This is a genomic window from Burkholderia sp. MR1-5-21 (genome assembly GCF_053427715.1).
In genome coordinates, this window is the sequence record NZ_JBSAXD010000005.1 from 1 (window position 1) to 22,130 (window position 22,130).

General features: G+C 64.2%; 15 protein-coding genes. 3 read left to right on the forward strand and 12 right to left on the reverse strand.

Annotated features, from left to right (window positions below; all coding sequences use genetic code 11):
* A partial coding sequence (locus ACV229_RS08590) for an ESPR-type extended signal peptide-containing protein (RefSeq protein ID WP_448082701.1) occupies nt 1–2,154 on the reverse strand: 2,154 nt, incomplete at its 3' end.
* A 919-nt stretch (nt 2,155–3,073) separates the two neighbouring features.
* Nucleotides 3,074–3,340, reverse strand: a complete 267-nt coding sequence (locus ACV229_RS08595) for a hypothetical protein (RefSeq protein ID WP_448082702.1) — start codon at nt 3,338–3,340, stop codon at nt 3,074–3,076.
* A gap of 450 nt (nt 3,341–3,790) precedes the next feature.
* Here ACV229_RS08595 and ACV229_RS08600 point away from each other — a divergent pair, with 450 nt between their 5' ends.
* From ACV229_RS08600 to ACV229_RS08610, 3 genes are read left to right on the forward strand one after another with little or no spacing between them, the layout of a single operon-like run.
* Nucleotides 3,791–4,624: a response regulator transcription factor gene (locus ACV229_RS08600; protein WP_448082703.1), complete on the forward strand. Its 834-nt coding sequence runs from the start codon at nt 3,791–3,793 to the stop codon at nt 4,622–4,624.
* Nucleotides 4,617–7,010: a sensor histidine kinase gene (locus ACV229_RS08605; protein ID WP_448082704.1), complete on the forward strand. Its 2,394-nt coding sequence runs from the start codon at nt 4,617–4,619 to the stop codon at nt 7,008–7,010. The genes ACV229_RS08600 and ACV229_RS08605 overlap by 8 nt, the downstream gene beginning before the upstream one ends.
* The gene (locus ACV229_RS08610) at nt 7,007–8,005 is read left to right on the forward strand and encodes a DUF4434 domain-containing protein (RefSeq protein WP_448082705.1); all 999 of its coding nucleotides are present in this window, start codon (nt 7,007–7,009) and stop codon (nt 8,003–8,005) included. The genes ACV229_RS08605 and ACV229_RS08610 overlap by 4 nt, the downstream gene beginning before the upstream one ends.
* Before the next feature lie 9 nt (nt 8,006–8,014).
* On the opposite strand, the gene ACV229_RS08615 is transcribed toward ACV229_RS08610, so the two are convergent.
* The 10 genes from ACV229_RS08615 to ACV229_RS08660 all read right to left on the reverse strand — a co-directional run bounded on the left by ACV229_RS08615 (nt 8,015) and on the right by ACV229_RS08660 (nt 22,088).
* Nucleotides 8,015–9,142, reverse strand: a complete 1,128-nt coding sequence (locus ACV229_RS08615) for an acyl-CoA dehydrogenase family protein (RefSeq protein ID WP_448082706.1) — start codon at nt 9,140–9,142, stop codon at nt 8,015–8,017.
* A gap of 57 nt (nt 9,143–9,199) precedes the next feature.
* The gene (locus tag ACV229_RS08620; RefSeq protein WP_448082707.1) at nt 9,200–9,883 is read right to left on the reverse strand and encodes an alginate O-acetyltransferase AlgF; all 684 of its coding nucleotides are present in this window, start codon (nt 9,881–9,883) and stop codon (nt 9,200–9,202) included.
* A complete protein-coding gene (locus tag ACV229_RS08625; RefSeq protein ID WP_448082708.1) occupies nt 9,883–11,355 on the reverse strand; it encodes an AMP-binding protein in 1,473 nt (490 codons plus the stop codon). Before ACV229_RS08625 ends, ACV229_RS08620 begins: the two co-directional genes overlap by 1 nt.
* A gap of 30 nt (nt 11,356–11,385) precedes the next feature.
* Complete coding sequence (locus ACV229_RS08630; RefSeq protein ID WP_448082709.1) at nt 11,386–11,625, reverse strand: acyl carrier protein; 240 nt, start codon at nt 11,623–11,625, stop codon at nt 11,386–11,388.
* A 25-nt stretch (nt 11,626–11,650) separates the two neighbouring features.
* A complete protein-coding gene (locus ACV229_RS08635; protein ID WP_448082710.1) occupies nt 11,651–13,231 on the reverse strand; it encodes an MBOAT family O-acyltransferase in 1,581 nt (526 codons plus the stop codon).
* 13 nt (nt 13,232–13,244) lie between these two features.
* The gene (locus tag ACV229_RS08640; RefSeq protein ID WP_448082711.1) at nt 13,245–14,369 is read right to left on the reverse strand and encodes an alginate O-acetyltransferase AlgX-related protein; all 1,125 of its coding nucleotides are present in this window, start codon (nt 14,367–14,369) and stop codon (nt 13,245–13,247) included.
* A gap of 1 nt (nt 14,370) precedes the next feature.
* Nucleotides 14,371–15,387: an alginate O-acetyltransferase AlgX-related protein gene (locus ACV229_RS08645; RefSeq protein ID WP_448082712.1), complete on the reverse strand. Its 1,017-nt coding sequence runs from the start codon at nt 15,385–15,387 to the stop codon at nt 14,371–14,373.
* Between the two features lie 71 nt (nt 15,388–15,458).
* Nucleotides 15,459–18,188, reverse strand: coding sequence for an NfrA family protein (locus ACV229_RS08650; protein WP_448082713.1), 2,730 nt, complete (start codon nt 18,186–18,188; stop codon nt 15,459–15,461).
* Between the two features lie 31 nt (nt 18,189–18,219).
* A complete protein-coding gene (locus ACV229_RS08655; RefSeq protein ID WP_448082714.1) occupies nt 18,220–19,905 on the reverse strand; it encodes a glycosyl transferase family protein in 1,686 nt (561 codons plus the stop codon).
* A gap of 17 nt (nt 19,906–19,922) precedes the next feature.
* The gene (locus tag ACV229_RS08660) at nt 19,923–22,088 is read right to left on the reverse strand and encodes a hypothetical protein (RefSeq protein WP_448082715.1); all 2,166 of its coding nucleotides are present in this window, start codon (nt 22,086–22,088) and stop codon (nt 19,923–19,925) included.
* Nucleotides 22,089–22,130 lie beyond the last annotated feature (42 nt).

Genomic DNA, 22,130 nt, shown 5'->3' on the forward strand with positions numbered 1-22,130 from the left:
ATTCGCGGTCGAAAGTCCCGTCGAGGTCGAGGTCGACAGCGATGCAACCGAGCTGTTGGTCGACGAAAGGCCGGTCGACAGCGAACCGATGCCGGTCGACGCCGACGTGGACAGCGAAGCGATCGAACTGTTTGCCGATGAGAGACCGGTCGACGTGGACGTCGACAACGTGTTGATCGCGAGATTCGTCGCGTTCAATTGCGAACCGTTGATCGCATCCGTGCTCGACGAGCTGATTCGCCCCGCCGCTACGTTGGTGATCTGCCGCTCGCTGCCCGCAGCGCCGACGCTCACGACACTGGTGGGATTCGTTCCCTGAAAACTGTACGTGGTGCCACCGATCGTCGCGCTCGCCGTGGGATTCGGCGCGGCAGTCACCGAGCCGGAACCCAGCGCGACGTCACCCGCATTGTTGGCGACGGCGGAAGAACCGAACGCAACCGCGCCGGCGGCGGCTGCCGTCGACGTGTTGCCGAGCGCGACCGAGCCTTGTCCCTGGGCATTGTTCGAATTGCCGATGGCCACTGCACCGTTGCCGTTTGCGGTGTTGTTCGAGCCCGCCGTCACGGCGCCGGTGCCGATCGCGCTGCTCGGATCGCCGATTGCCACGGCGCCATTCCCGCTCACCGTTTGCCCTTCACCGAGGGCTACCGCGCCGGTGCCACCAAGCACTTTGGAGTTGTGGCCACCCGCTATCGAACCGGTGCCGGCAGTCGCCGCCACCGTGTCGGTGTCGCCGATGGCCAGTGTCGACGTCGCGAGGGCTTGCGACTTAAAGCCGACAGCTGTCGCATCGCCATTGCTTGCAACCGTCTGGTTGCCCAACGCGATGGCGCTACTTCCTGACGCCGTTGCATTCGTGCCCATGGCGATGGCATTGGTATTGGCTCCCGTCTGAGCCGAGTCGCCGATCGCAATGGACGAGGCGCCAGCCGAGCTGGCGCCGGTGCCAATCGCAATGGCGCGAATGCCCGACGCCGCGGCGCCTGTCGCTGCAGCCGGCGCAGATGAACCGCCTTCCGCGACGGAATCAGCCCCACCCAACGCTATCGAGTTTGCGCCGCTGGCGCTGGAGCCATTCATCATGCCGAGCGCGTTCACGCCAGTGGCGGCCGATCCCGCCCCCAACGCAACGGCGTTCTGCGCCGAGGCAACGGCAACCGTCCCCGCAGCCAGCGAAGATGGGCCGGATGAAGTGACATCCGTGCCAACGCCAACCGCCCCCGCCCCCGTTGCGCCCGTGCCCGCGACGGTACGCGCCCCCAGATACACGGCGTTGAGACCGCTGGCGATGGCCTGAAAACCGAGAGCGGTAGCGTGCTGCGCAGCGCCGCTGGACCCATAACCCATCGCGACGGCCTCGGCCCCGCTCGCTACCGTTTGATAGCCGACGGCCGTGGCATAGTCTGCGGTAGAGGTCACGTCGGTGCCGATGGCAATGGACGCTTGCCCGGTCGATCCGGTGCCTGCGGCACTGCGCGCGCCCAGGTAAATGGAATTGAGACCGCTCGCGATGGACTGATAGCCGAAAGCGACGGCGTTTTGCGCGCTGGCGCTGCTCGACCAGCCAGCCGCCAATGAAAACGCCGCCAACGCGGTGGAACTGACACCGAGCGCGGTGGAGTTCCCCCCCGCGGCAACGGCGAAGGTGCCCAACGCGCTAGAACCGGCTGCAGTAGCACTGGCATCGACTCCTAGCGCCACTGAATTGACGTTGCTTGAAACCGAGCCCTGGCCTAGCGCCATCGCGCCTCCCGTGCCCGTGGCCGAGGCGCCCTGGCCGAGTGCGACCGTGTATTGTCCGTTTGCATTGGCCTGGTAGCCTATCGCCAGAGCCCCGGATCCATTGGCTGTCGACTGAAAACCCACACACGTGACGCTGCCGTTATAGAAGTTGTAGGGTGCCGTCGAGCAGTTCACCTGAGCCTGCGCCTGCGCGGCCAATCCGCCCGCCCCCATCAGCAGCAGCGCGATCAAGCCTCGTGGCGAGATATTCCGGTGGCCGTTCTCGCTGCTCGACTCGCCCGCTTCCGCGCCATCCGTCGCGTCGCTTCTCGACGACGCAACACGCTTCCCGCGCGCCCGATCAAGCTCGGACGCCGCAACCCAAGCCCCCAATGCTTCGTTCCAGATCGTTTTGAATGACTTGTTCATCTATGCTCCACTCGTTATCTACGTGCTGGATGACGCAATAACCAACGCATCAAAGAGCGAAGGCGTCCCGCAATCTTGTCCATCGCTCACCTCGTTCCTCGTGCCAACAAAACATTCGGATGACTAAGTACAGTTCCGAAGAATCTTTCTTTCTGATGAGGCTGCGTCCATGAGCATGCGACCGGTCGTCTCGCCCATCCGGTCGCCCCGCATACAGTGCCGTCTCGAGCGGCAAACGCGGACAATCGAACCAGGGACCGCGAAGATCACCGGTGCGACAGCATTGCCATCCCTCGAACACGAAAAAGACGCACGAACGCAAGCTATCGTCCCGCCTCGCGGGAAGACGCTGAGTGGAAAGAGGATTGTCGTCGGAATGGCGAATGCACCCGCCTGCCTGGAGCGCCAGGCAGCCGACGACTTATCGATCAGGGAGGCGCGTGGCCCCGTACGGTGCCCGCGGCCGAATGGAATGCCGCGGCCAAATATTCGTCGATGGCTGACATTGGCTCCGACGAGCCACTCCCCTGCGTCACCGCGCCCACAATGCTCATCATTCTGTGCCCTGTTAATTTCGGTAGAGCCTGCACATGATTGCCCCGACCCGCGAGGCGGCAAGTCCGCCTGCCAAGGGCAACGCATTTTTTTCTATGTCGCGGCTAACGAATTTTCGTCCTCATCGAGCAATCAGCAGCGCCACGCCAATTCGCTAATGTGACGCATTTATTAACCGAAATTCGTCCGCCGCCGCTCCACCTGAATGCTTATTTATTTAGCTATTTTCAAAACCACAAAAATCATTAATTTATTACACTTTCCATTCATTCCCGCAATCAAACTCACAATGTGGATGGTCGGCATCCGATAACACGATCGACTCGATGTACGCTCGCCCCCTCGACACACTGTCACAAAGCCGTCACTGTTGCCTCGGCGCCGATTGCGAGGATGTACCGAACAGTGTGTAGTCATCCAGCCAGCCATACATTTTTTCGGGCGGAAAAAGTGTTTTCCCGAGGGGAAAATCTGAACATTTCACACGAACCACTATCCCTTCCAATGCTGAAATAATCCCATGCGCGATCCCGTAATTCTTCAAAAAATATCCTCTAATTCGACTGGAAATAATGCACGATTTCCACTCACCTGACGGATTTCGCAGTTTCGCGTCGATGAACGCAAGCATGCGGATATCCGCGCGGAGGATATATGCAGCGGGCTGCGCTCTCGAACAGCCTGCGCCCCTCGGGTGCGTGGTTCGCAAGATGGCAGCTTCCCACTATTCGGACGAACCAGCCCTTCAGGTAACGAATCGATAGATCGACAAGCGGTTGACGGTGGCCGGCTCCGACGGAGAGGCAGTGCTCGCGCAACCCATGTATCAATCAGGTGCAAAGCGGCCGCCGGCGGACCGCTTCGAATCGTCCGGCGAGCGCGGTGTCGCTGCGCGTCGGCACTCGTTCGCTGACATGACTCTGTAGCGGACAGCCAGTATGTTGCAGCACCGTGACACCACGGCGGCCGCGCAATATTCCCCTCCATTATTTCTATCCGTTTATAATTTTTTGCAAAGATGGCGCGTCTGCGGATCGCGATGTCCCCTCCGTAATATTTACCTCCCAACTCGTTCGTAGTCATGTCATCTCGCTTGTCCAGTTCGACGTCGCTGCATGCCGCGCCGGATATCTCCGGCGCGCATATTCTTGTCGTGGATGACCGCCCGAACGAGCTTCAGCTTCTGATCGAGATATTGCGTACCGCGCGCTGCCGGATCAGCATCGCGTTCGATGGCTTGCAGGCGTATCACCGTGCCCAGGCAGTCGCCCCCGACCTGATTCTGATGGACGTGCGGATGCCCCGTATGGATGGCTTTGCCGCGTGCCGCCTGTTGACCGCAACGCCCTCGACGCAAGCCATCCCGATCATCTTCCTGAGCGCAGCCGGCGATCTCGACAATCGCATCGAAGGGCTCGAGATCGGCGCGATGGACTACATCGTCAAGCCATTCGAACCGGCAGAAGTGATCGCACGGATTCGGAATCATTTGAAGAAGGTGCTGCGCAGAGGCGCCGACGAACACTTGCCCGCGCTTCCCGACAGTCCGGATGCCTCCCTCGTACGCGCAGCCAGCGGGATTCTGCTGCGTGACCTGCGCAATCCTCCCGCACTCGAGGAACTCGCCAAACAGGTCGGCACCCACGAAAAGCGCCTGTCCCGCGTGTTCCGCGACACGCTCGGGCAGACGGTGTTCGAATATCTGCGCGACACGCGGCTGAGAACGGCTCAGCGCTTTCTTGTCGATACGTCGATGGGCATCGGGGACATCGCGGAAGAGATCGGTTTTTCTACTGCGGGCAATTTCGCCACCGCGTTCCGCGAGCGCTTCAACATGACGCCATCCGATTGGCGACGGCAGCGCGGCCAGGTCAACGTCCACGATTCTGCCGAAGTTCAACAGCCCGATGCGTAGATTCTGCGTGGCATGTGCCCTTGGTGGGCGAATCTTCCTGCTCTGCCTGCTGCTCGCGTGCATCGCCCATTCGACCGCCCAGGCCGCGGCGGCCGAACATCCCGCGCTGCTGGAACGCGTATCGGTATTCGAAGATGCGACGGCCGCGATGTCTGCCGACCAGGTGCTCGCGCGCCTCGCGAATGCGCAAAGCGGCTTCTTGCCGGCGACCGAGGAACGGCTCAATCCGGGATTTTCGCGGTCCGCGTGGTGGATTCATCTTACCGTGGTCAATCACGACAGCGCGGAGCGTCCGCTCGTGCTGGCGCTCCACGACCCACGCGTCGATCGAGCCGATTTCTATACTTTCCGGAACGGCCAATGGATACTTGAAGCCGTATTTCCGCCGACCAGCGTGGATGCAATTGCGACACGGTCTCGGTATCCGTTGCTCAATGTGACCCTCCCGCCGCGGGAAGTGCTTCCCGTGCTGGTGCGCGTCACCTCGCGCAAAGCGATGCGCCTGGAACCCACTGCCGTCACTCGGCCGGTGTGGCATGCAAATGAGATACGCGCCGCCATGTGGGACTGCGGGCTCCTCGGCGGGCTGCTGGCGCTCGCGTGGTGCGCGTTGCTGATCGGTTTCTTCTCCCGCAGCGGCGCCTTCTATCTGCTGGCGGCGCTGTCCGTCAGCACGGCCTTGTTTGAAGCAGGCATTCGCGGCTACACGCATGCGTATCTTTGGCCTCTTTCGCCCGAATGGTCTGCCCGCAGCGAAACCCTGTTCGCATTTCTTGCCCTCGCATGCTTCATTGTGTTCGTTCTGAAGATCGCCCGCGGCGAAAAGATCCGAATGCCGGTGCGCATTGCGTACCTGGTGATACTCGTCCTTGAATGCGTCGGCATGGTGGGCGCTGCGTTCGGTGACCTCCATTTCTTCGTACAATTTTGCGTACGTCTGAACGCCGTGTTCGGCGTCGTGAATGTCTGCATCGTGCTGCTGCTTGCCAGACGCGGCACTCCTACCGGCCGCCTGATGCTGGTGACGGTCAGCTTTGGGTTGTTCAATTTCCTGATACGGACGATCGATGGACTCGATGCGCTCCCTCCCGCGCTGTCATGGCTGAAGTCCGATATCTATCCCAACCCCGTGATCGCAATCATCGGCCTCGCCACGCATCTCGTGGTTCTGGCCGCCTGGATCAACCATGTGGGCCGGCAACGCACCGAAGCGAGACAGCGGCTGGAGCACTGGCAGATGACGGAACAGGATCGCCTGCGAGATGAGGTCGCGAAACGGACGGTCGCGCTCAACGATGCACTCCATCAGGCGCAAACCAACATGCAGCAGAAAATCGAAACCCTCGGGTACGTGAGCCACGATCTGCGCGCACCACTGTCCACGATCAACGGGTATTCGAAGCTCCTGCTGGAAAGTGCAACGCAGAACCAGGCCAGGCTGATCCAATCCATCGATCGGAGCATCCGTTATCAACTGACTCTGATCGACGAACTGCTGGAGTTCACGAAGGCGGAACTGCAACCGCTCAGCGTCACGCCAAACGCCACGGGCCTGCCCGGCCTTTTGGACGATATTGGCAGCTATGCGATTGCGCTGTGCGCGCAGCAGGACAACCGTTTCGTCTATCGGCCGCTCACGTCCCTGCCGCAAACGCTGGTGATCGACGGAACCCGTCTTCAGCAAGTGTTGCTCAACCTCCTGTCCAACGCGTCGAAGTTCACGCGTAACGGCGTCGTCACGCTAACTGTCGATGCGCGCCAGGAAGCGGCCGGATACCGCATCGGCCTCGAGGTTGTCGACACCGGAATCGGCATCGACGTCGACGGAAATGCCGACATCTTCCAGGCGTATCAGCAGGTCCATGCCGTCGACGGCGGAACCGGACTCGGCCTGTTCATCGCACAGCGCATCGTCAAAGCCATGGGTGGTGAACTGGTCGTATCCAGCAAACCGGGCGTCGGCACGTCGTTTTCCTTCCAGATCGTTGCACGTGCAGTCGGACGCACACTCGTGCCGCCGTCGGAGCTCGCTCGGCTGGCCTCGCCGGAGGCAGATGCAACACGCGCCGCTGTCCCGAACATTTCACGCTACCCGACCGTCGGGGCCCTCGATGAGCTGGCTCGATTCGTGAGGAACGGCCGTCTGACCGACGTGGAAGAATGGATCGAACGACACGCGGCCGACTCCGGTCATGCGGGCTTTCTCCAGGAAGTGCAAAAGCACCTCGATGCGCTGGACTTTCAAGGAATCGAGGTGCTCATCGAGTCACTGAAAAGCCGCGAGGAGCCCGCGCTGCCTACTCAAACCGCTTCGCATGCAGCCGGGCGCGCGCCGTTGGCGCCGACCGGCATGCACGTCGCTGCCGAGGATGATCGTTCCCGATGAATCTGCCTGCATCACCATTGCGACGGCGCCTCCTCAAGGCGTCCCTGTATGCGATCTGCCTGCCGCTTGTCGGTTGCACGCCGTCGCCGATGCTCGGCGGCAGCTTCGTGCAACTCTGGCGCAGCCATCTGGAGTGGACTCGCGAGAAGTGGCAACGGCAACTGGCAGCCACTCATGCGTTCGGATGCCGGGAAATTTTCCTGCAATGGGTTGGCATCGACGGCGCCCCGGAAAAAACCTGGCGCGCGCCGGATTCCCTGCTTCAATTGATCCTCGACGAATGCGGCAGCCGCGGCATCGGTGTCCACTTCGGATTGCCGTACGATGAGCGATGGTGGAATGCGATCGGCGCCACCGACGAGACGGCCCTCGCCGTCTTTCTGCGCGACACGGGCAACCGCGGATGCGAGTACATGCAACGTGCGCGCTGGACATCGCATGAGGCCTTTCGAGGCTGGTACATTCCGTACGAACTCGAGCAGCACAGCTGGGGCACGCCGGCACGCATGGATCGCCTGGCGGGCTGGCTGAACGCATTCTCGGAGGCCGCCATTGCATCGAGCGGCCACGAACCCGCCATTTCGACCTACTTCAGCGCACTGCCTTCAACAAGCACGCTGAGCACAATGTGGCGCGTGCTGCTGGACCGCGTGAAACTGCGCCCGATGATCCAGGATGGCGTCGGCGTGGCCGGCATCGAGAACTATCGGAATCTGCAGGCGCTCCACGACATGCTCGTCGAGCGCCACGCAAAGTTCGATCTGATACTGGAATTGTTCGAACAGTTGCCACCCAAGCAAGCGGACGGCACGGATTTCAACGCACGCTCCGCTTCGTTCCGGCGCATCGAGGCACAGTGGGACATCGCGCGCGGCTACGGCGCGCAACGGATCGTCGCGTTCGCGGTCGATCCCTGGGTGCTCGGCGATACGCCGGAAGCCCGGGCGCTCAGGCAGCGCTGGCAGGCCGCGCTCGGCGGCACGCTGCCCGCCTGATGCGCGCGATCACAGGCTTTTGCCGATGATCTCGCGCAGTATCTCGCTCGTCCCGCCGAAGATGCGCAACGCACGGGCATCGACCCACGCGCGGCCGATATCGAATTCGGCGGTATAGCCGTAGCCGCCATGGAGTTGCAGCAGGTCGTCGAGAATCGCCCCCTGCAACTCCGTCGCATTCAGCTTGGCCATCGCCGCCGTCACCGCATCGAGTTCACCTGCCAGGTGGCGCGCCAGGCAATCGTCGAGAAACACGCGCAGCATCGTGCTTTTCGCGACCGCGTCGGCAAGCTTGAAGCGCGTGTTCTGATAATCGAGCACGCGGCGCCCGAAGGTCTTGCGCTGCCCCGCATAGTCGGTCGTCACCCGAATCATGCCCTCGAGCGAAGCAGCGGCGCGCAACGCGATCGCGAGGCGCTCCTGCGCTAATTCGCGCGTGACGTATTCGAACGCCGCGTTTTCCTCACCCAGCCGATGATCGGCCGGCACACGCACGTCGTCGAAAAACAGCTCGCAGGTATCCTGACAATGCTGCCCGATCTTCGCGAGCGGCGGCCCCTTGGAGAACCCCGCCAAGCCCTCCTCGACGACGAACAGCGACAGGCCGCGCGCGCCGAGCTCGGGCTCCGTGCTGGCAAGTACCACGATCACGCCGGCGTTGACGCCGTTCGTGATGAACGTCTTCTGCCCGCTCAGCACATAGTGACAGCCGTCGCGCCGCGCCCGCGTGCGAATCGCCTTCAGGTCGCTGCCCGCCCCGGGCTCGGTCATCGCGACCGCGCCGATCAGCTCGCCGTCTGCCATGCGCGGAAGCCAGCGATCCTTCTGCACGTCGGTGCCGAAATGCCACAAGTAAGGCGCAACCATATCGGAGTGAATCGAAAAGCCGATGCCGAGGCAATTCGCTCGCGCCAGCGCTTCGATGACGACGGCGGCGTGACCGAAGTCGCCATCCCGTCCGTACGGCGCCGGCAATGCACAATTGAGCAAACCGCTATCACCCGCCTTGCGCCACAGCGACCGCGGCGTAATACCATCTCGCTCCCAGCGCGCGTAATACGGCAGGATCTCCTTGTCGATGAAGCGTTCTACCTGATCACGAAACATCGAGTGATCGTCCCGGAATACTGTACGCATGTGTTCCTCTTGCCGATGGCGGCGACCTCGCCGTCGATCTGCTGACGGTTTGATTATTTATTGCCGGTATGGATCGGTCTCGCTCGCTTGGCCCCGCAGCACCGGTTTCATCGCCGAGCCGGTCAGGAACAGACTGTAGTGATCGCCCGGCTGAAGTGCCGGCAACGTGTACGGCGCCGTTCGCGACGCGCCGCATGCCGCCGCCAGCTTCGCGCTCACCGGGTTGATCGCGCGTCCGGCCACCCCGCTCGGCGGAATATTCAGAAACAGCACGGAACCGGCAGGAGAAACCTCGAGCTGTGCGCCCGTACAGTTTCCCGTCAGGTTGTAGAAGCGCAGGTCGGCCTTGAGCGCATCCTGCGTGCCCCCGGAGTCGTCGATCACGATGAGCGACGCGTGAGCGCCTTCGCGCTTCGGCACCAGCGTGCTGAAATTGTCCGGCGCCACCTGCAGCGTGGCCGTCTTGCCGTCGAGCGAGACGACGAACGACGCGTTGCCTTTGACGATTGCATAGGTGCTGGCGATCCGGCTGCCCGCCAGCGTCTGCTCGGGTCCGTCGGCGATCTTCACGCGCAGTGGCACCGAACCGGGATTGACGACACGGACGAACGACGAGCCGGCCGGCGGACGCGCGGCATAGAGTTGCGCGAATGCACCTTCGGCATGTGCTGGGCCGGCGGCGGCCATCGCGAATGCGCTGCTTGCGGCCAGATTGAAGAAGAGCGCGGATGCCCGGTTCATTAGCTTGATTCCTTTGTGGTACGAATGCGCGCCGATGCATACAGGCGCGCGAGTTCACGACGATCGGCCTTGTCGGTCTGGGTCAGCGGAAAGCCGTGACAGACGATCAATTCCGACGGGATCATGTAAGGCGCCAAGCGTCGCCCGAGCTGCGCCCGCCAGTCCGCGAGCGACGGCGGCGGCGGCAGCAGGCCGTCAGGCCCCGGCTCGCCGGGATCGACGAAGCCGACCATGCGCACCACCTGATCGTCCGGCCGCCTGAGCGCCACCGCCGCGCCGGCCCGAATGCCCGGCAACGTCGCGAGTGCGGCGTCCACCTCCGCCAGTTCGATCCGGTAGCCGTTCAGTTTGATCTGGTCGTCTCGCCGGCCGCGAAACGTGACGAGTCCGTCCGCCCCCAGCTCGCCGAAATCCCCGGTGCGATAGCCACGCTTGCCGTTGCGGCTGAACATGCGGGTCTCGTTCAGGTCCGGCCGATTCAGATAGCCGCGCATCACGTGATCGCCGGCGACGCATATTTCGCCGTCGTCGATGAACACGTCCGCATACGGCTTTGCTCGCCCGATCGGAAACGGCAGCGGCGCCGCGTCGCGAAGCACAGGGTCGATTTCCACCCAGGTCGTCGAACAGGTCGCCTCGGTCGGGCCGTACGAGTTGACGATACGCGCATGCGGAAACCGGCTCCAGAGCGCTTCGGCTACGGCAGGCGTCAATGATTCGGCGCCGAACACGAAGGTATGGAGGTCGGGCAAGTGCCGCGCGTCGAACACCGGGTCAAGCAGTTTCTGGCGCAGGAACGACGGTGTCGAGGCCCAGACGCTGACGCGCGCGCCGGCAAGATGCGCGGCGAAGGCCGCCCCGTCCTCGATTACCTCGCGTGCGCACAGCGCGCACGCCCCGCCCGTGATCAGCGCGCCGACCCAGTTGAACAGCGAGAAATCGAAACTGAACAGCATCTGGTCCATGAACACCGGCGTCTCGCCGAGCGCCAGGCAATCGCGAATCCACGCGCCGAACAATCCGACGCTTTCGCGTCCGATCTGCACGCCTTTGGGATCGCCGGTGCTGCCGGACGTAAACATCAGGTAGGCCAGACCTTTCTCGGCGAGCGGCGCCGCGTCGAAGCCGGTGGCGACGAATGCGCACGCCTGCGTGTCATAACGCGCTCCGGCGCACACCAGTTCGGCAATGCGCGCGATGCGCTCCGGCGGGTTGATGACGTCGACCGGCACGAACGGAACACCCATGCGCAAGCACCCCAGCATCGCCACGACGAACTCGGCCTCCTTGTGGCCGGTAATGACGAGCGGGACGTCGTGCCTGACGCCCGCCGCCGCGGCGTCGAGTGTCCAGCGCCGGACGGCATCGCGCAGCGCCGACCAGCTCAGCGTCCGTTCGGCATCGATCACGGCAGGCGCATCGGGCGCCGCGTCGATCGCAACGAAATCAAAACGTTCAAAATCGAAATGCATGGTGTTCTCCATACAACGGAACGGTCACGTCTATCGCAGGCGCTGCGACGCGATGTATTGCGCGAGCGTGTGCACGGATTCCAGATGCACGTCGATTTCGGACGGCGGGATTTTCACGCCGAATTCGCGCTCGACGGCGAGCGCGACGTCGACGGCCGACAGGGAGTCGACGAGCCCGGAATCGATCAGCAACGTGTCGGGATCGACGGACGTCAGAACGAGGTTTTCGATCAGTTGGGCGACCAGGGTTTCGATATCGGTCACGGACATGGGGATTCTCCGAAGATGATGAGGATCAGAACTGGAAATAAAGAAAGCGCGCTTCCTTGTGCAGGCTCGCAATGCACAGGAACAGCAGCAGCAGGGTCGCGGCGAGCCACGGCAAGTTCGGGCGCCAGCGCATGAACGCGCTCGATGCCTGTTGCACCTTGAACAATGCCGGTGAATGCGTGCCGAGAATCTGGTGGGCATTCGGGGCGAACCATGCGATGCCGAGCAACGTCGTCACCTGTACCAGCTGGAGGTGATGACCGACGAGCAAACGCCACGCATCGCCGATGCTCATTCCCGCCGCATGGACGATCGATTGCACGGGCTCGACCCCGCGCAAGCCGAGCATGCCCTTGACGAGCAGCCATGCGTCGCTCACGCCATTCGCCCGGAAAAAGGCCTGCGCGACCAGCACCGCGACGAACGTCATCGCGACGCACAGCGCGTGCACGATCACGCTGCGGCCGCGCGCTGCTACCGGCTTGCGGCCGACGACAAAGATGCGCCAGCCATGGTTGATCGACAGATAGGCCGCGTGCAGCAAACCGAACACCAGATACTGGAAACCGGCGCCGTGCCACACGCCGGCAATGCCCATCGTGAATACGGTCGGCACGACGATGGTGGCCGCGAATCCGCCGGGCGACCGTGCGGCGCTCGAACCCGCCGGCAAGCCGCGGCGTTCCCGGGCCCGGGAAATCGCCATCGCGACCGGGTAATACAGATAGGACGTCAGGTAGCGCGTGAGCGTGATGTGCCAGCGCGCCCAGAATTCGATGATGCTGCTCGCCTTGTACGGCGAATTGAAGTTGAGGGGAAAGCGGACGCCGAACATCTTCGCAAGGCCAATCGCCATGTCGGAATAACCGGAGAAGTCGAAATACAGTTGCAGCGCGTACGCGACGCTGGTTCCCCAGGCCGCCCATAGCTGCAGATCGCCGGGCGCCGCGAAACCGGCGTCGGCATAGGGGGCGATGGCGTCCGCGAGCAGCACTTTCTTTGCGAGGCCGATCGCGAACAGCACGCCGCCGACCGACAGGTTTTCCGCGCGGAAACGGTAATTCTCCCGCTGCGCGAACTGCGGCATCATCTCCTTGTGGTGCAGGATCGGGCCTGCGACGAGATGCGGAAAGAACGTCACGAACAGCACGTAGCTCAGCAGGCTGCGCTCCCTGACGATGCCGGATCGACAGTCGAGCAGATAGCCGATCTGCGTGAACGTGAAGAACGAAATGCCGAGCGGCAGGATCGGCGTGTTCATCGTGCCGTGCGTGATGCCCAGCTCGCCCAGGAAATTGAAGAGCGTCGCGAAGTATTTGTAATGCGACAGCACCGCGAGATTCGCGGCGACGTCGGCGCCGACGAGCAGGCTCTGCAGCCGCGGGCGCGCCGCGTTGCGCACGACGATCACGCTCATCGCATAGTTGAACGCGATCGACGCGGCGAGCAACGCAACGAACTGGGGGTTCCACCAGCCGTAAAACAGGAACGACACCAGGCACAGCCAGCCGGCTGCGAGCCGCACGCTGATCGCGCCGGCCGCGTAATGCCCTGCCAGCGCGACCGGCAGGAACAGCAACAGAAAGAGATAGGAATTGAACAGCATGTCGGAGTGCGTTTCAGATCGAATTGGCGCCGTCGGGCATGGCCTTGAGCACGGCCTTCTCGTCGTCGGTGAGCGGTAGCGACAACGCGTTTTCCGAGAACTCCCAGATCACGAGCTTGAGTGTCGTCGGCCACGCGGGGCGTGCGTGAAGCGCGGTGAGAAGCGCACCGGAAAACTGACCGCCGTCCATGCTCAGGTTCCAGACCTCGCGGCCCAGCCCGATTCCGAGCCATTCCGCGAAGTGGCTGCGCCGGCCGTTCGAACTGCCGGCGAGCAGCACCTCGGCGGGCGGCGCATCGTCGAGCAGGCCGCCGCTGCGCACCGGCTCGATGGCCTGCGGCGCCGCATAGTCCACGTCCGGTCGCCAGCCTTGCGGCGCATGCGCGAGGCCCGACAGCACCAGCAGATCGCCGATGCGCGCTTGCGCCCGGCCGGGCGCGGCCACCGTGAAGGATTGCGTGCCCTTGACGCCGCCCAGCAGCGGCAACGCCGCATGCGCAACGGCCTCGGCCGCCGCCTTCGCACCGCCGGCGTTCATGTGCACGTCCGTGCGGAAGAAAGCGGGCTGGGCGAGCGCCGACAGCGCCGGACGGAGATCGACGAACGACACGCCCTCTCGCCGCAGCGCGTCCTGCCAGACATCGAGGCGCGCCTGCATGCGCTGCGACACCGGTTGCCCGCACAGGTGCGCCGCTTCGATGCGGGATTTATCCGGCACGGCGACGACCAGGACCTGGATATGTTGCGCACGCAACTGCCGTGTCCAGTAGCGCATCAGCCGCAAGCGGTCGTCGAGCACGCCGGGGCCCACGCCGGGCTGCGGGCGCAGGCCGTCCCGATAGAACATCCATTGCGGGCAGCCGGGCGCCACCTGCTCCCCGAGATCGCCGAGCAGGCGATAGCGGAGCGCCGCACCGGCCATGTCGATCGCAGGCTGCGCCGGCAACCGCAGCGACTTGCCGAGCGCCGCCCCGGCCGAGCCGTCGAGCCATGCGGCGAAACGCATGTCCGCAGCCGTCAGGCTCGCGTGGCGAAGCTGCCAGCCTCCGGAGGCGATGCCGGCGATCAGCAACGCGCTCCACGCCCATGCGCCGATCCGATGTCCGCGCGACGTCGCGTGATCCATTTGCGATGCCATGTCAGCGACTCAGCGCGGCGTTCACGCGATCGAGCCACGCGTTCGTGGACATGATCGACGCGTTGTCCCACAGGCCGGCCGCGTCGGGACCTTGAGCGAAGGTCGGCTCGAACATCTGCCACACCAGGACTTGCGGATGCTGCTGCCTGAACGCCGGTGATTCGACGTATTCGAGCAGGACGGTCCACGGCCCGACGTTGCCCGGTTTCCAGTTCACCGACACCGGTCGATCGACGAGATTCGAGAGCTTCTGCGGGAACCCGAAGTACGGCTGGACCATGCTGTGCCCGGTCACGTGCACCGGCGCCGGTGCGTCGTCGACGAGGCTCTGCCCGTCGGTCTGTCGGCGCACCGAATAGACTTCCCGGCCGACCTGCTTCTTTTCGTCGGCCGTCAGAAACAGTTCGGCGAGGTCGCCATAGCGCCGTTCGTTGAACGACGCGCCAAGCGCCATGCCGGTACCGGGCTGACCATCGAGCTTCGGTGCGTCGCGCGCGATCATCTGCGCGGTGGCGTCGGCAGTCGCATCGGCCGCCACCTGGGTCCAGTGCTGGTCGGTACGGTAGAAGACGTCCTGCCCGGCATCCTTCAGCCTGCGCAATACGACCTCGTCGTCGAACGTCGAGATGCCCGCTTGCTTCAGTTTGCCGAGAATCAACGCATAGCGTCCCTTCACCTCCGGACTCAGCACGCGGCCGTCGGGCAGCTTGTCCTGATAGAACAGCGTCTTGTCGGGCAGCAGTACGACTTCGAGCTTGACACCACGTGCGGCGAGCAGGTCGCGTACCTGACCGATCAATCGAGTCGTGCTGTCGATGCCGCGCGTGTCGACCTGCGTGAGGCTGCCCCAACCGGGAAACAGCCACCCGTCCTTGCCCTTGATGATGATCGACGTTGTGCGTTGCGCATGCGCACCCGCCGCGCCGAGCGCGACGGCACATGCCGCGGCACCGTATGCGAGACGACGCAGCGTACCCGCCGCGACGGCGCGATATCGCGCGGTCAATTCCTGAATCATGCAGCTACTCCTTCGTTGAATCCGGCTGGCCGACCGCGCGTGTCGGCGATCGGGCACGGCCGGCAGGTCGATCAATACGACAGCGTCACGGTCATGAAGAGGCCCTTCGCGCGATCCGCCTGGCCGCCGCCGACGTTGAAGCGATACTGGGTCGACCAGTCGAGGTAGGAACGCGGCGCGTCGTAATGGTCTTCCCGGAACCAGTAACGGACATTGACGCCGACACCAGCGCCCATGGACCACGATTTGCCGTTGCCCTGCAGCGCAATCGCGCCGTTGCCGACGCCCGGCACGTCCACCCGATCGTTCTCGTCGATGATGTCGCCGCCTACCACGACGTACGGAAAGAGCACCAGCCGGTCGCTGATCGCGTCGATGCGGTAACTGCGGCCGGCCCGCACTTCGTAGGCGCCGAACAGCTGATCGCGCTTGAAGCGTCCCGACGCGCGCGCCCGGGTTTCGCCCGTCGCCTGGTCGGTCAGCCAGAATGCCGCCGGCATGTCCTGCCACGAATAGCCGCCCTGCATATAGGCTTCCATCGTGAACCAGCTCGGCTGATCCAGGCGCAGCATCGTGCCCTTGTAGTATCCGTAGGTCACATAGGTCAGCCAGCCGCCGTTGCCGGCTTTCGAGCTGAAATGCGCGGTCATCGGCCCCGTCAGTGCCGGGCCTGTCGGGTTGGCGGGATTGCGCCCGCTCAACCGGCACCGCAGTTCGGGCGATTCGGGCGTCAACGTGCCCGAGCGCGTCGCGGAACCGAGCATGAACTGACGCTCGATGCCGAACGTGAGCCCCAGTTCGGTGGAGGGCGTGAAGCGCAGACCCAGCGCGCCGGTCGCCGTCGGAATGCCCGCGAGCCCGTTGTTGACGCTCTCGTTGAGGTTCACCGGCGCGCCCGTGCACGGATCGGTCACGCTCTGCCCCGGCGTCGTGCCGTTGCCGTTGGCGAGCGTGTCGGACAGGCGGCCATAGACTTCGAACACCCGCGTCGTCGTATTGAGGAAGTTCGACGGCCGCCAGAACACTTCCGCCGTGCCGAACACGGCGTCGCCCGGCACGGTGATCGGCGCGCCGCCGAGGCTGGCGCCGGCCGGCCGCGAACCGCGGTAAGCCGTCGAGACGGTTGCGCCCCACTCGCGAGCGAGCCCCGCAACCGTGCTGCGCGTGTCGAAGCGTTGCTGCGCCGTCATCGGCAGCGTGCCCGCATCATTCAGGTCGATGGCCTCCCTGAACGTACTCACGGCGGCGCGCTTGTCGCCCGCGCCCGCCAGCGCATACCCCTCGTCGAGGATGGCCGCGGGCGGCGCGTTGCCTGTCGCCCGTGCCGCCTTGAAATCCGCCACGGCCTTGTCGGACTGCCCGCGGCGCTGATCCAGATAGCCGCGCTGCATCAACAGATCGGGGTCGCCCGGATGCGTGCGGAGTTCGGCATCCAGCCGCCCGGCCGCTTCGGCTTGTTGTGCCGTGCCGCCCGCCGACAATGCGGTGGTCAACAACCGCTGCATCGCGGGATTTTTCGGGTCCTGCTCGACCGCCCTGCGGGCCTGCGCGATCGCCTCCTGGTAATCCTGACGCGCAAAGGCGGCGTATGCGCGCGCACCGGGGCCGCCCGCCCCCACTGCGTCGGCAGGCAACAGTTCGCATGACGTACCGTAGGGCGTATCGCGGCAATCCTGAATCGGCGCGGGATAGTTGGCGAGCGTGAGCAATTCCGGCGCGTGACGATCCGCGTTCGCTTCGCGCACGCGACGGACCACGGCCTTGTCTTTGGCGTCGAGCGGCTGCAACAGGGCCAGCGCGCGCGCCCGGTCGCCCACGGCCAACGCGGCATCGATGGCGATCAGGCGGATGTTCCGGCGCTGGGCGTCATCGAGCCAGTCTTGCTTCAGCGCGGCGTCGAAGTCTTCGTACGCCGGCGCCATCTCGCGCTGACGCTGCCGAAGATATCCGCGCATCACCCGCGCGACGGTATTCCCGTCGTCCTGCTGCAACGCGTCGCCCGCGGCCTCCTCTGCCGCTGTGAGCTGGCCGTCGAGCATCAGCGACGTCACGAGCAGCAGCCGATGGCTATCGACATCGGGAGCGAGCGCGACAGCTTCGCGGGCAAACGGCACCGCTGCCGCGGGGTTGTTCGCGATGAGCGCCTGATAGCCCTTTTGCGCCGGGACAATCGCCATGCGCCGCCGGACAGTCTGCCGGCGGGCGTCAAGATCATCACGATTGGGGGCTCCGAGTGCGAGGGCCGCATCCGCGGCCTCGACTTCTTCGCGATACTTGCCCTGTGCGTCGAGCGCATCGAGCCAAAGCAACGCCCACGCACCTCGCGACGGATCAGCCCGGAGCGCGCTTTCGGCGTCGCGCGCGCTGGCGGCGTAGTCCTTGCCGTTGTACTCGGCGTACGCGCGCGTTGCGATCGGAAAACCGCGACGATATGCGGCGCTCGCCGTATCTCTCGCATCGACATCGGGCGCATTCAGGTTCGCCTTCGCCGCGCCCAATGCGTCGGCGTCCAGCTTCGCGTCCAGTGCCGCATCGGCTGCGCGCCTTGCTTCATTCAGCCTGCCCGCCTTCTGCAGCGAATAAATCAACAGCAAACGCAAACGCAGAACGTCGGGACGCATCCTGATCGCAGCCGCGGCCTGTTCTGCCGAGCGCGCATAGCGTCCGGCCTGGTAATCCGCATACGCTCGATTCGCGTAGCGCCATGCCGCGCCCGTCAGCGGCGCTTCGGCGGTTCCGTCCGCCTGAAGCGCTTGAGCAGGCGCCAGGAGCGGACTGCACGCCAGCACGGCGGTCAGCATGAAGGAATGAATCGGAAGTTTCATGAACAAATCAGCTCGCGGCCGGCGCCGGCGTCGTGCCGCCCGCCGCTTCTTGTTGAAACGAAATGGCTTCGTGCAGCGTCGCTTCGTCGAGCCACCCCAGCTGCATCAGAATCTCGCCAAGCGGACGCCGCTCGCGCGCCTGCATCTCGAGCGCGTACGCGAGCTTCGTGTCGTCGATTGCCTGCCAGGACAGCAGCAGTTCACCCAGGCGCTGCCGTTGCTGCGTGAGCTGGTCGACGGAAGGAAAGTCGTGCATCGTCTTGTCCCACACCAGGCGCTCGCCGGTGATCAAATGAACGATGTACAGGCGCCACGCACGCGCCGCCGCCATCGCGTTGATGAAGTTGCCGATCACCATGCGAGGCACGGCCAACAGTGCGTGTTCCCAGCCGTAGATCCGGTAGACGAACCAGCTGCGCTGCAGGACACGCAGTGACAACGCGATCGCGTTGAAGCCCATCAGCGTCGCCAGCCAGCCGGTCGGGGAAAAGGCGGGCGGGTAATGAATCGTCCACCAGCCCATGCGGTCCGCGAACAGAAGCAGCATGAAATTCAGCAACAGCACATAAGCCATGATCGCGACGAACGACGTCACCAGTCCCTTGCGATCGCGGAACAGCAGATACCGCGTAGCCAGCGAACCCGTCCAACCGACTTGTGCCCAGCCCTGCAGGCCGATGCCGAGCGTCCATCTCGCCTTTTGACGGTAGGCCGTCCTGAACGTGTCGGGGAAGTACTCGCGAATGCCCAGCGGCATCGAGATCGTCGAAATCTTCTCCTTGCCGAAGCCGAACAACGGCTTTCGCTTCGTCACGTACTCGACCGGGAACTTGCCGAAGATCTGCTTCATGCCGCGGCGCGCAAGGCGTGTGCCGATGTCGTAGTCCTCGGTCAGGGTGTCGGTATTGAATGGCTGGTTATTCGTCTCGGCCGCCAGCTGCTCGAGCGCCCGCCGAGAAAAGCACGTGCCGACTCCGGCCGACGGCACCATCCTCGACAGGCTCTCGCGCACGACGAGATCCTTGGTATGCCATTCCGCGAATTCGTCCATGTAGGTACCGGCGACGAACTCGTGCCACTCACGCTCGAGCGACGTGACCGGCAACTGGATGAAGTCGATGCGCGGCAACAGGTAGTTGTAGTACTTGAGCTCGAGCGGATGAAGAACGTCCTCGCTGTCGTGCAGAATGACGCCCGCAAACGGCACCGGCTGCATCGTGTTCTGCCGGAAAATCGCCTGCACGATCCAGTTCAGGCAATCCGCCTTGCATGTCGGCCCGTCGTGCGGCACTTCCACCCGCACGAGTTGCCGATACCGCCGGCGCATGCGTTCCACTTCGGCCTTGGTGCGGTCGTCGTTCCGATAGGTGCCGACGAAGATCATGTAGTTCTTGTACTCGAGCGTGCCCACCATGCTTTCGAGCATCGGTGCGATGACGTCGTATTCGAGCCACGCCGGCACCATGATCGCCAGCGGCTGCTCTTCCACCGCCCGCAACTGCGACGCGCGCAATGGCTCGTAGCGCCGCCGCACTGTCAGCGAACGATAGATCTCGCGAACCCAATACCAGGCGTCGACGAACAAATCGTCGATGCTGGACAGGCAGATCACGATACCGACCACGCCGCCCAGAATTTCGAGCACGCGGAAATAATCCGCCAGCAGAAACGGCAAATAGAGTGGTGAAATCATCGCAGTCGTGTCCGCAGTCAATTGCCTGGGTGTTTGCGACGCGCGCGCCACGCACGGATGCCGATCGCAACGAATGCAAGCGTCGCGACGGCAGCCAACGGCACGCCCCACGTAACGTAGCGCTGCCATGCGTGGAAGCTCCCCTCGCCGTCCGCATCCGGCGGCAACCGGCTATCGGGGTGACTGCTGTCAAACCACATCACGGGGCCCGACGGGCCGATCAGCGCGAGATTGCCGCGATTGAGCAGGAACGAGGTTCCCCAGTCTGCCGGCGGCTCACCGAGCGCATGCCAGAGCATGCCGTCCTGGCCGTCGCCATGGACGACCTCGACCGTCGACAGCCGCTGCAATCCGGTGACGTCGAGCCACCGCACTTCCTTGTTGCCGATTTGCAGGTGCTGGCGGTCCGTCACGACGACGGATGGCTTCGCCCCGTCGACTGCCACTTCCATCGCCAGGAACGGCCTGGACGGCTTGACCTCCTCGTTGCCTGTGGTGATCGTCAATTCGGAGCGAGACGGCGACAGGCCGCTCGCCGAAGCGATGCCGACGATACGCGTGATACTTTCTGGCGCGGCTGCGAGGTAACGCGCCGGAACGATCAGTTGCGGATTGCCGGCCATCAGCGGCAGCAAGCCGACGAAGGTGCCGTCCGGCTCGGCGTCGCCTGGCACGATGTAGCTCGCGGCGGGCAGGACGTTGACCGGATAGGCCTGCGGAATCTCGTTGCAATCGGCCGAATATGGCTGCCGCTGGACCGACACGCGCAACGTATTGCCGACGCCAAGCGCATAACCCGGAATGCGCGCCTTGAGCTGCTCGGGGTGTCCGTTTGCGGCCAGTTGCTTCGCGGCGAGGAGAATGCCGTTCCAGTACACCGTCGCAACCGGACGCGAAGCAGCAGGCCCCGGCGCCGCGGAGAGATAGAGCGTCAGCTCGCTCGGCATGCGCCCGTTGGAAGACACGGCACTGAGCGGAAACGCGACCGTCCAATCGCCGCGCGCCATCACGTCGAAACTGTCGGACGCTCCCCCGAGGCTCGACAGGCGCACGGCCTGCTCGTCGCCGACGGTCGGCATGAACGCAACGGGAGCCGTGACCGCGCTGCCCGTGAGCAGCCGGCGCATCGACGTGTCGAACAATGCGGCTGCCTGAGTGCCTGCATCGGCCGCCACGGCGATGACAGCGCGACGCCCCATTTCCAGAAGTCGGATCTGCTTGCTGCCGAGCGCGTCGCCGTCAAGCGGCATGTATTGCGATCGCCACGCTTTGAATGCGTCACGCGCGTCGGCGTCGCCGGCGAACTGATCCTGCAAAGCGTCGAACGCGGCGGCGAGGCGCGCGCGCATCGCACCGTCCCCGATGACCACGTCCGCGCTTGCGCTCGGCGCGCCAAGCATCAGGAGCGCGCCCAGTTCCGCCGGACCGGCGATCTTGTGCGCGGCCACGTTGTCGCGCAACGCGGAAAATGCCGGCATGCCTGCCAGTGCGGCGGGAACGGCGAGCCCCCGCGTATCCACGACGTCGCCAACCGTCGGCAACGCACGCACCGCGACGTGCTTGCCGCTTCGTTCGAGCGTCACGCCAATGCGCCACGCGCTGTCGAACGCATCCTTTTCCAGCTTATTGCCCGCAACAAGCAGCGTCGGCGTGCCGGGCAGTGCGTTCCATGCATCATCGAGATTGCCGATCGACCGCGGATCGATCCGGTAGCTCAAGCGCGTTTGCGGAGAAATCGTGACGGAATTCGCGATCGAGCGATCGTCGTCGCAGCGGCGCGTTCCGACGCGTGATTGCCAGTTGACGCCGAGACGCACGAAGCCCGTCTCGCGCGGGCGCGCCGACACGGCGATCGACCGCTGCACGGGACCGTCCCCGTCCGGAACCGCCTGCGAGACCATCGGCTGCCCGTCGACGGAAACCACCATCGCGGCTGTGCCTGGCTCGCCCTTGACATAGTGGCCGTCGAACGCGATCGATGCGTCCGCGAGCGGTACGCCTTTTGGAACCGGCAGATAGAAGTCGTGATTCGTGTCGCCGGCGAGTACGACGGGCGCCGTCAAGCCGAGATCGGCGAGCGTGACGCTGCGAGTCACGTTCGCGTCAGCGCCGAGTAGACGGATGCCGTCGCCGAGCGGGCTTGCATAGCCGATGTTCGGCACCAGCATGGAAGTGCAGACCATGACGCCAAGGTTCAGGCCTGTCGCAATGTGCGACTTGAGCTT

Excerpts from the sequence above, each read along its gene's own strand:
- ACV229_RS08595 (WP_448082702.1), bottom strand. The coding sequence starts at position 3,340 with ATGCTTGCGTTCATCGACGCGAAACTGCGAAATCCGTCAGGTGAGTGG.
- ACV229_RS08600 (WP_448082703.1), top strand. The coding sequence starts at position 3,791 with ATGTCATCTCGCTTGTCCAGTTCGACGTCGCTGCATGCCGCGCCGGAT.
- ACV229_RS08605 (WP_448082704.1), top strand. The coding sequence starts at position 4,617 with ATGCGTAGATTCTGCGTGGCATGTGCCCTTGGTGGGCGAATCTTCCTG.
- ACV229_RS08610 (WP_448082705.1), top strand. The coding sequence starts at position 7,007 with ATGAATCTGCCTGCATCACCATTGCGACGGCGCCTCCTCAAGGCGTCC.
- ACV229_RS08615 (WP_448082706.1), bottom strand. The coding sequence starts at position 9,142 with ATGCGTACAGTATTCCGGGACGATCACTCGATGTTTCGTGATCAGGTA.
- ACV229_RS08620 (WP_448082707.1), bottom strand. The coding sequence starts at position 9,883 with ATGAACCGGGCATCCGCGCTCTTCTTCAATCTGGCCGCAAGCAGCGCA.
- ACV229_RS08625 (WP_448082708.1), bottom strand. The coding sequence starts at position 11,355 with ATGCATTTCGATTTTGAACGTTTTGATTTCGTTGCGATCGACGCGGCG.
- ACV229_RS08630 (WP_448082709.1), bottom strand. The coding sequence starts at position 11,625 with ATGTCCGTGACCGATATCGAAACCCTGGTCGCCCAACTGATCGAAAAC.
- ACV229_RS08635 (WP_448082710.1), bottom strand. The coding sequence starts at position 13,231 with ATGCTGTTCAATTCCTATCTCTTTCTGTTGCTGTTCCTGCCGGTCGCG.
- ACV229_RS08640 (WP_448082711.1), bottom strand. The coding sequence starts at position 14,369 with ATGGCATCGCAAATGGATCACGCGACGTCGCGCGGACATCGGATCGGC.
- ACV229_RS08645 (WP_448082712.1), bottom strand. The coding sequence starts at position 15,387 with ATGATTCAGGAATTGACCGCGCGATATCGCGCCGTCGCGGCGGGTACG.
- ACV229_RS08650 (WP_448082713.1), bottom strand. The coding sequence starts at position 18,188 with ATGCTGACCGCCGTGCTGGCGTGCAGTCCGCTCCTGGCGCCTGCTCAA.
- ACV229_RS08655 (WP_448082714.1), bottom strand. The coding sequence starts at position 19,905 with ATGATTTCACCACTCTATTTGCCGTTTCTGCTGGCGGATTATTTCCGC.
- ACV229_RS08660 (WP_448082715.1), bottom strand. The coding sequence starts at position 22,088 with ATGGTCTGCACTTCCATGCTGGTGCCGAACATCGGCTATGCAAGCCCG.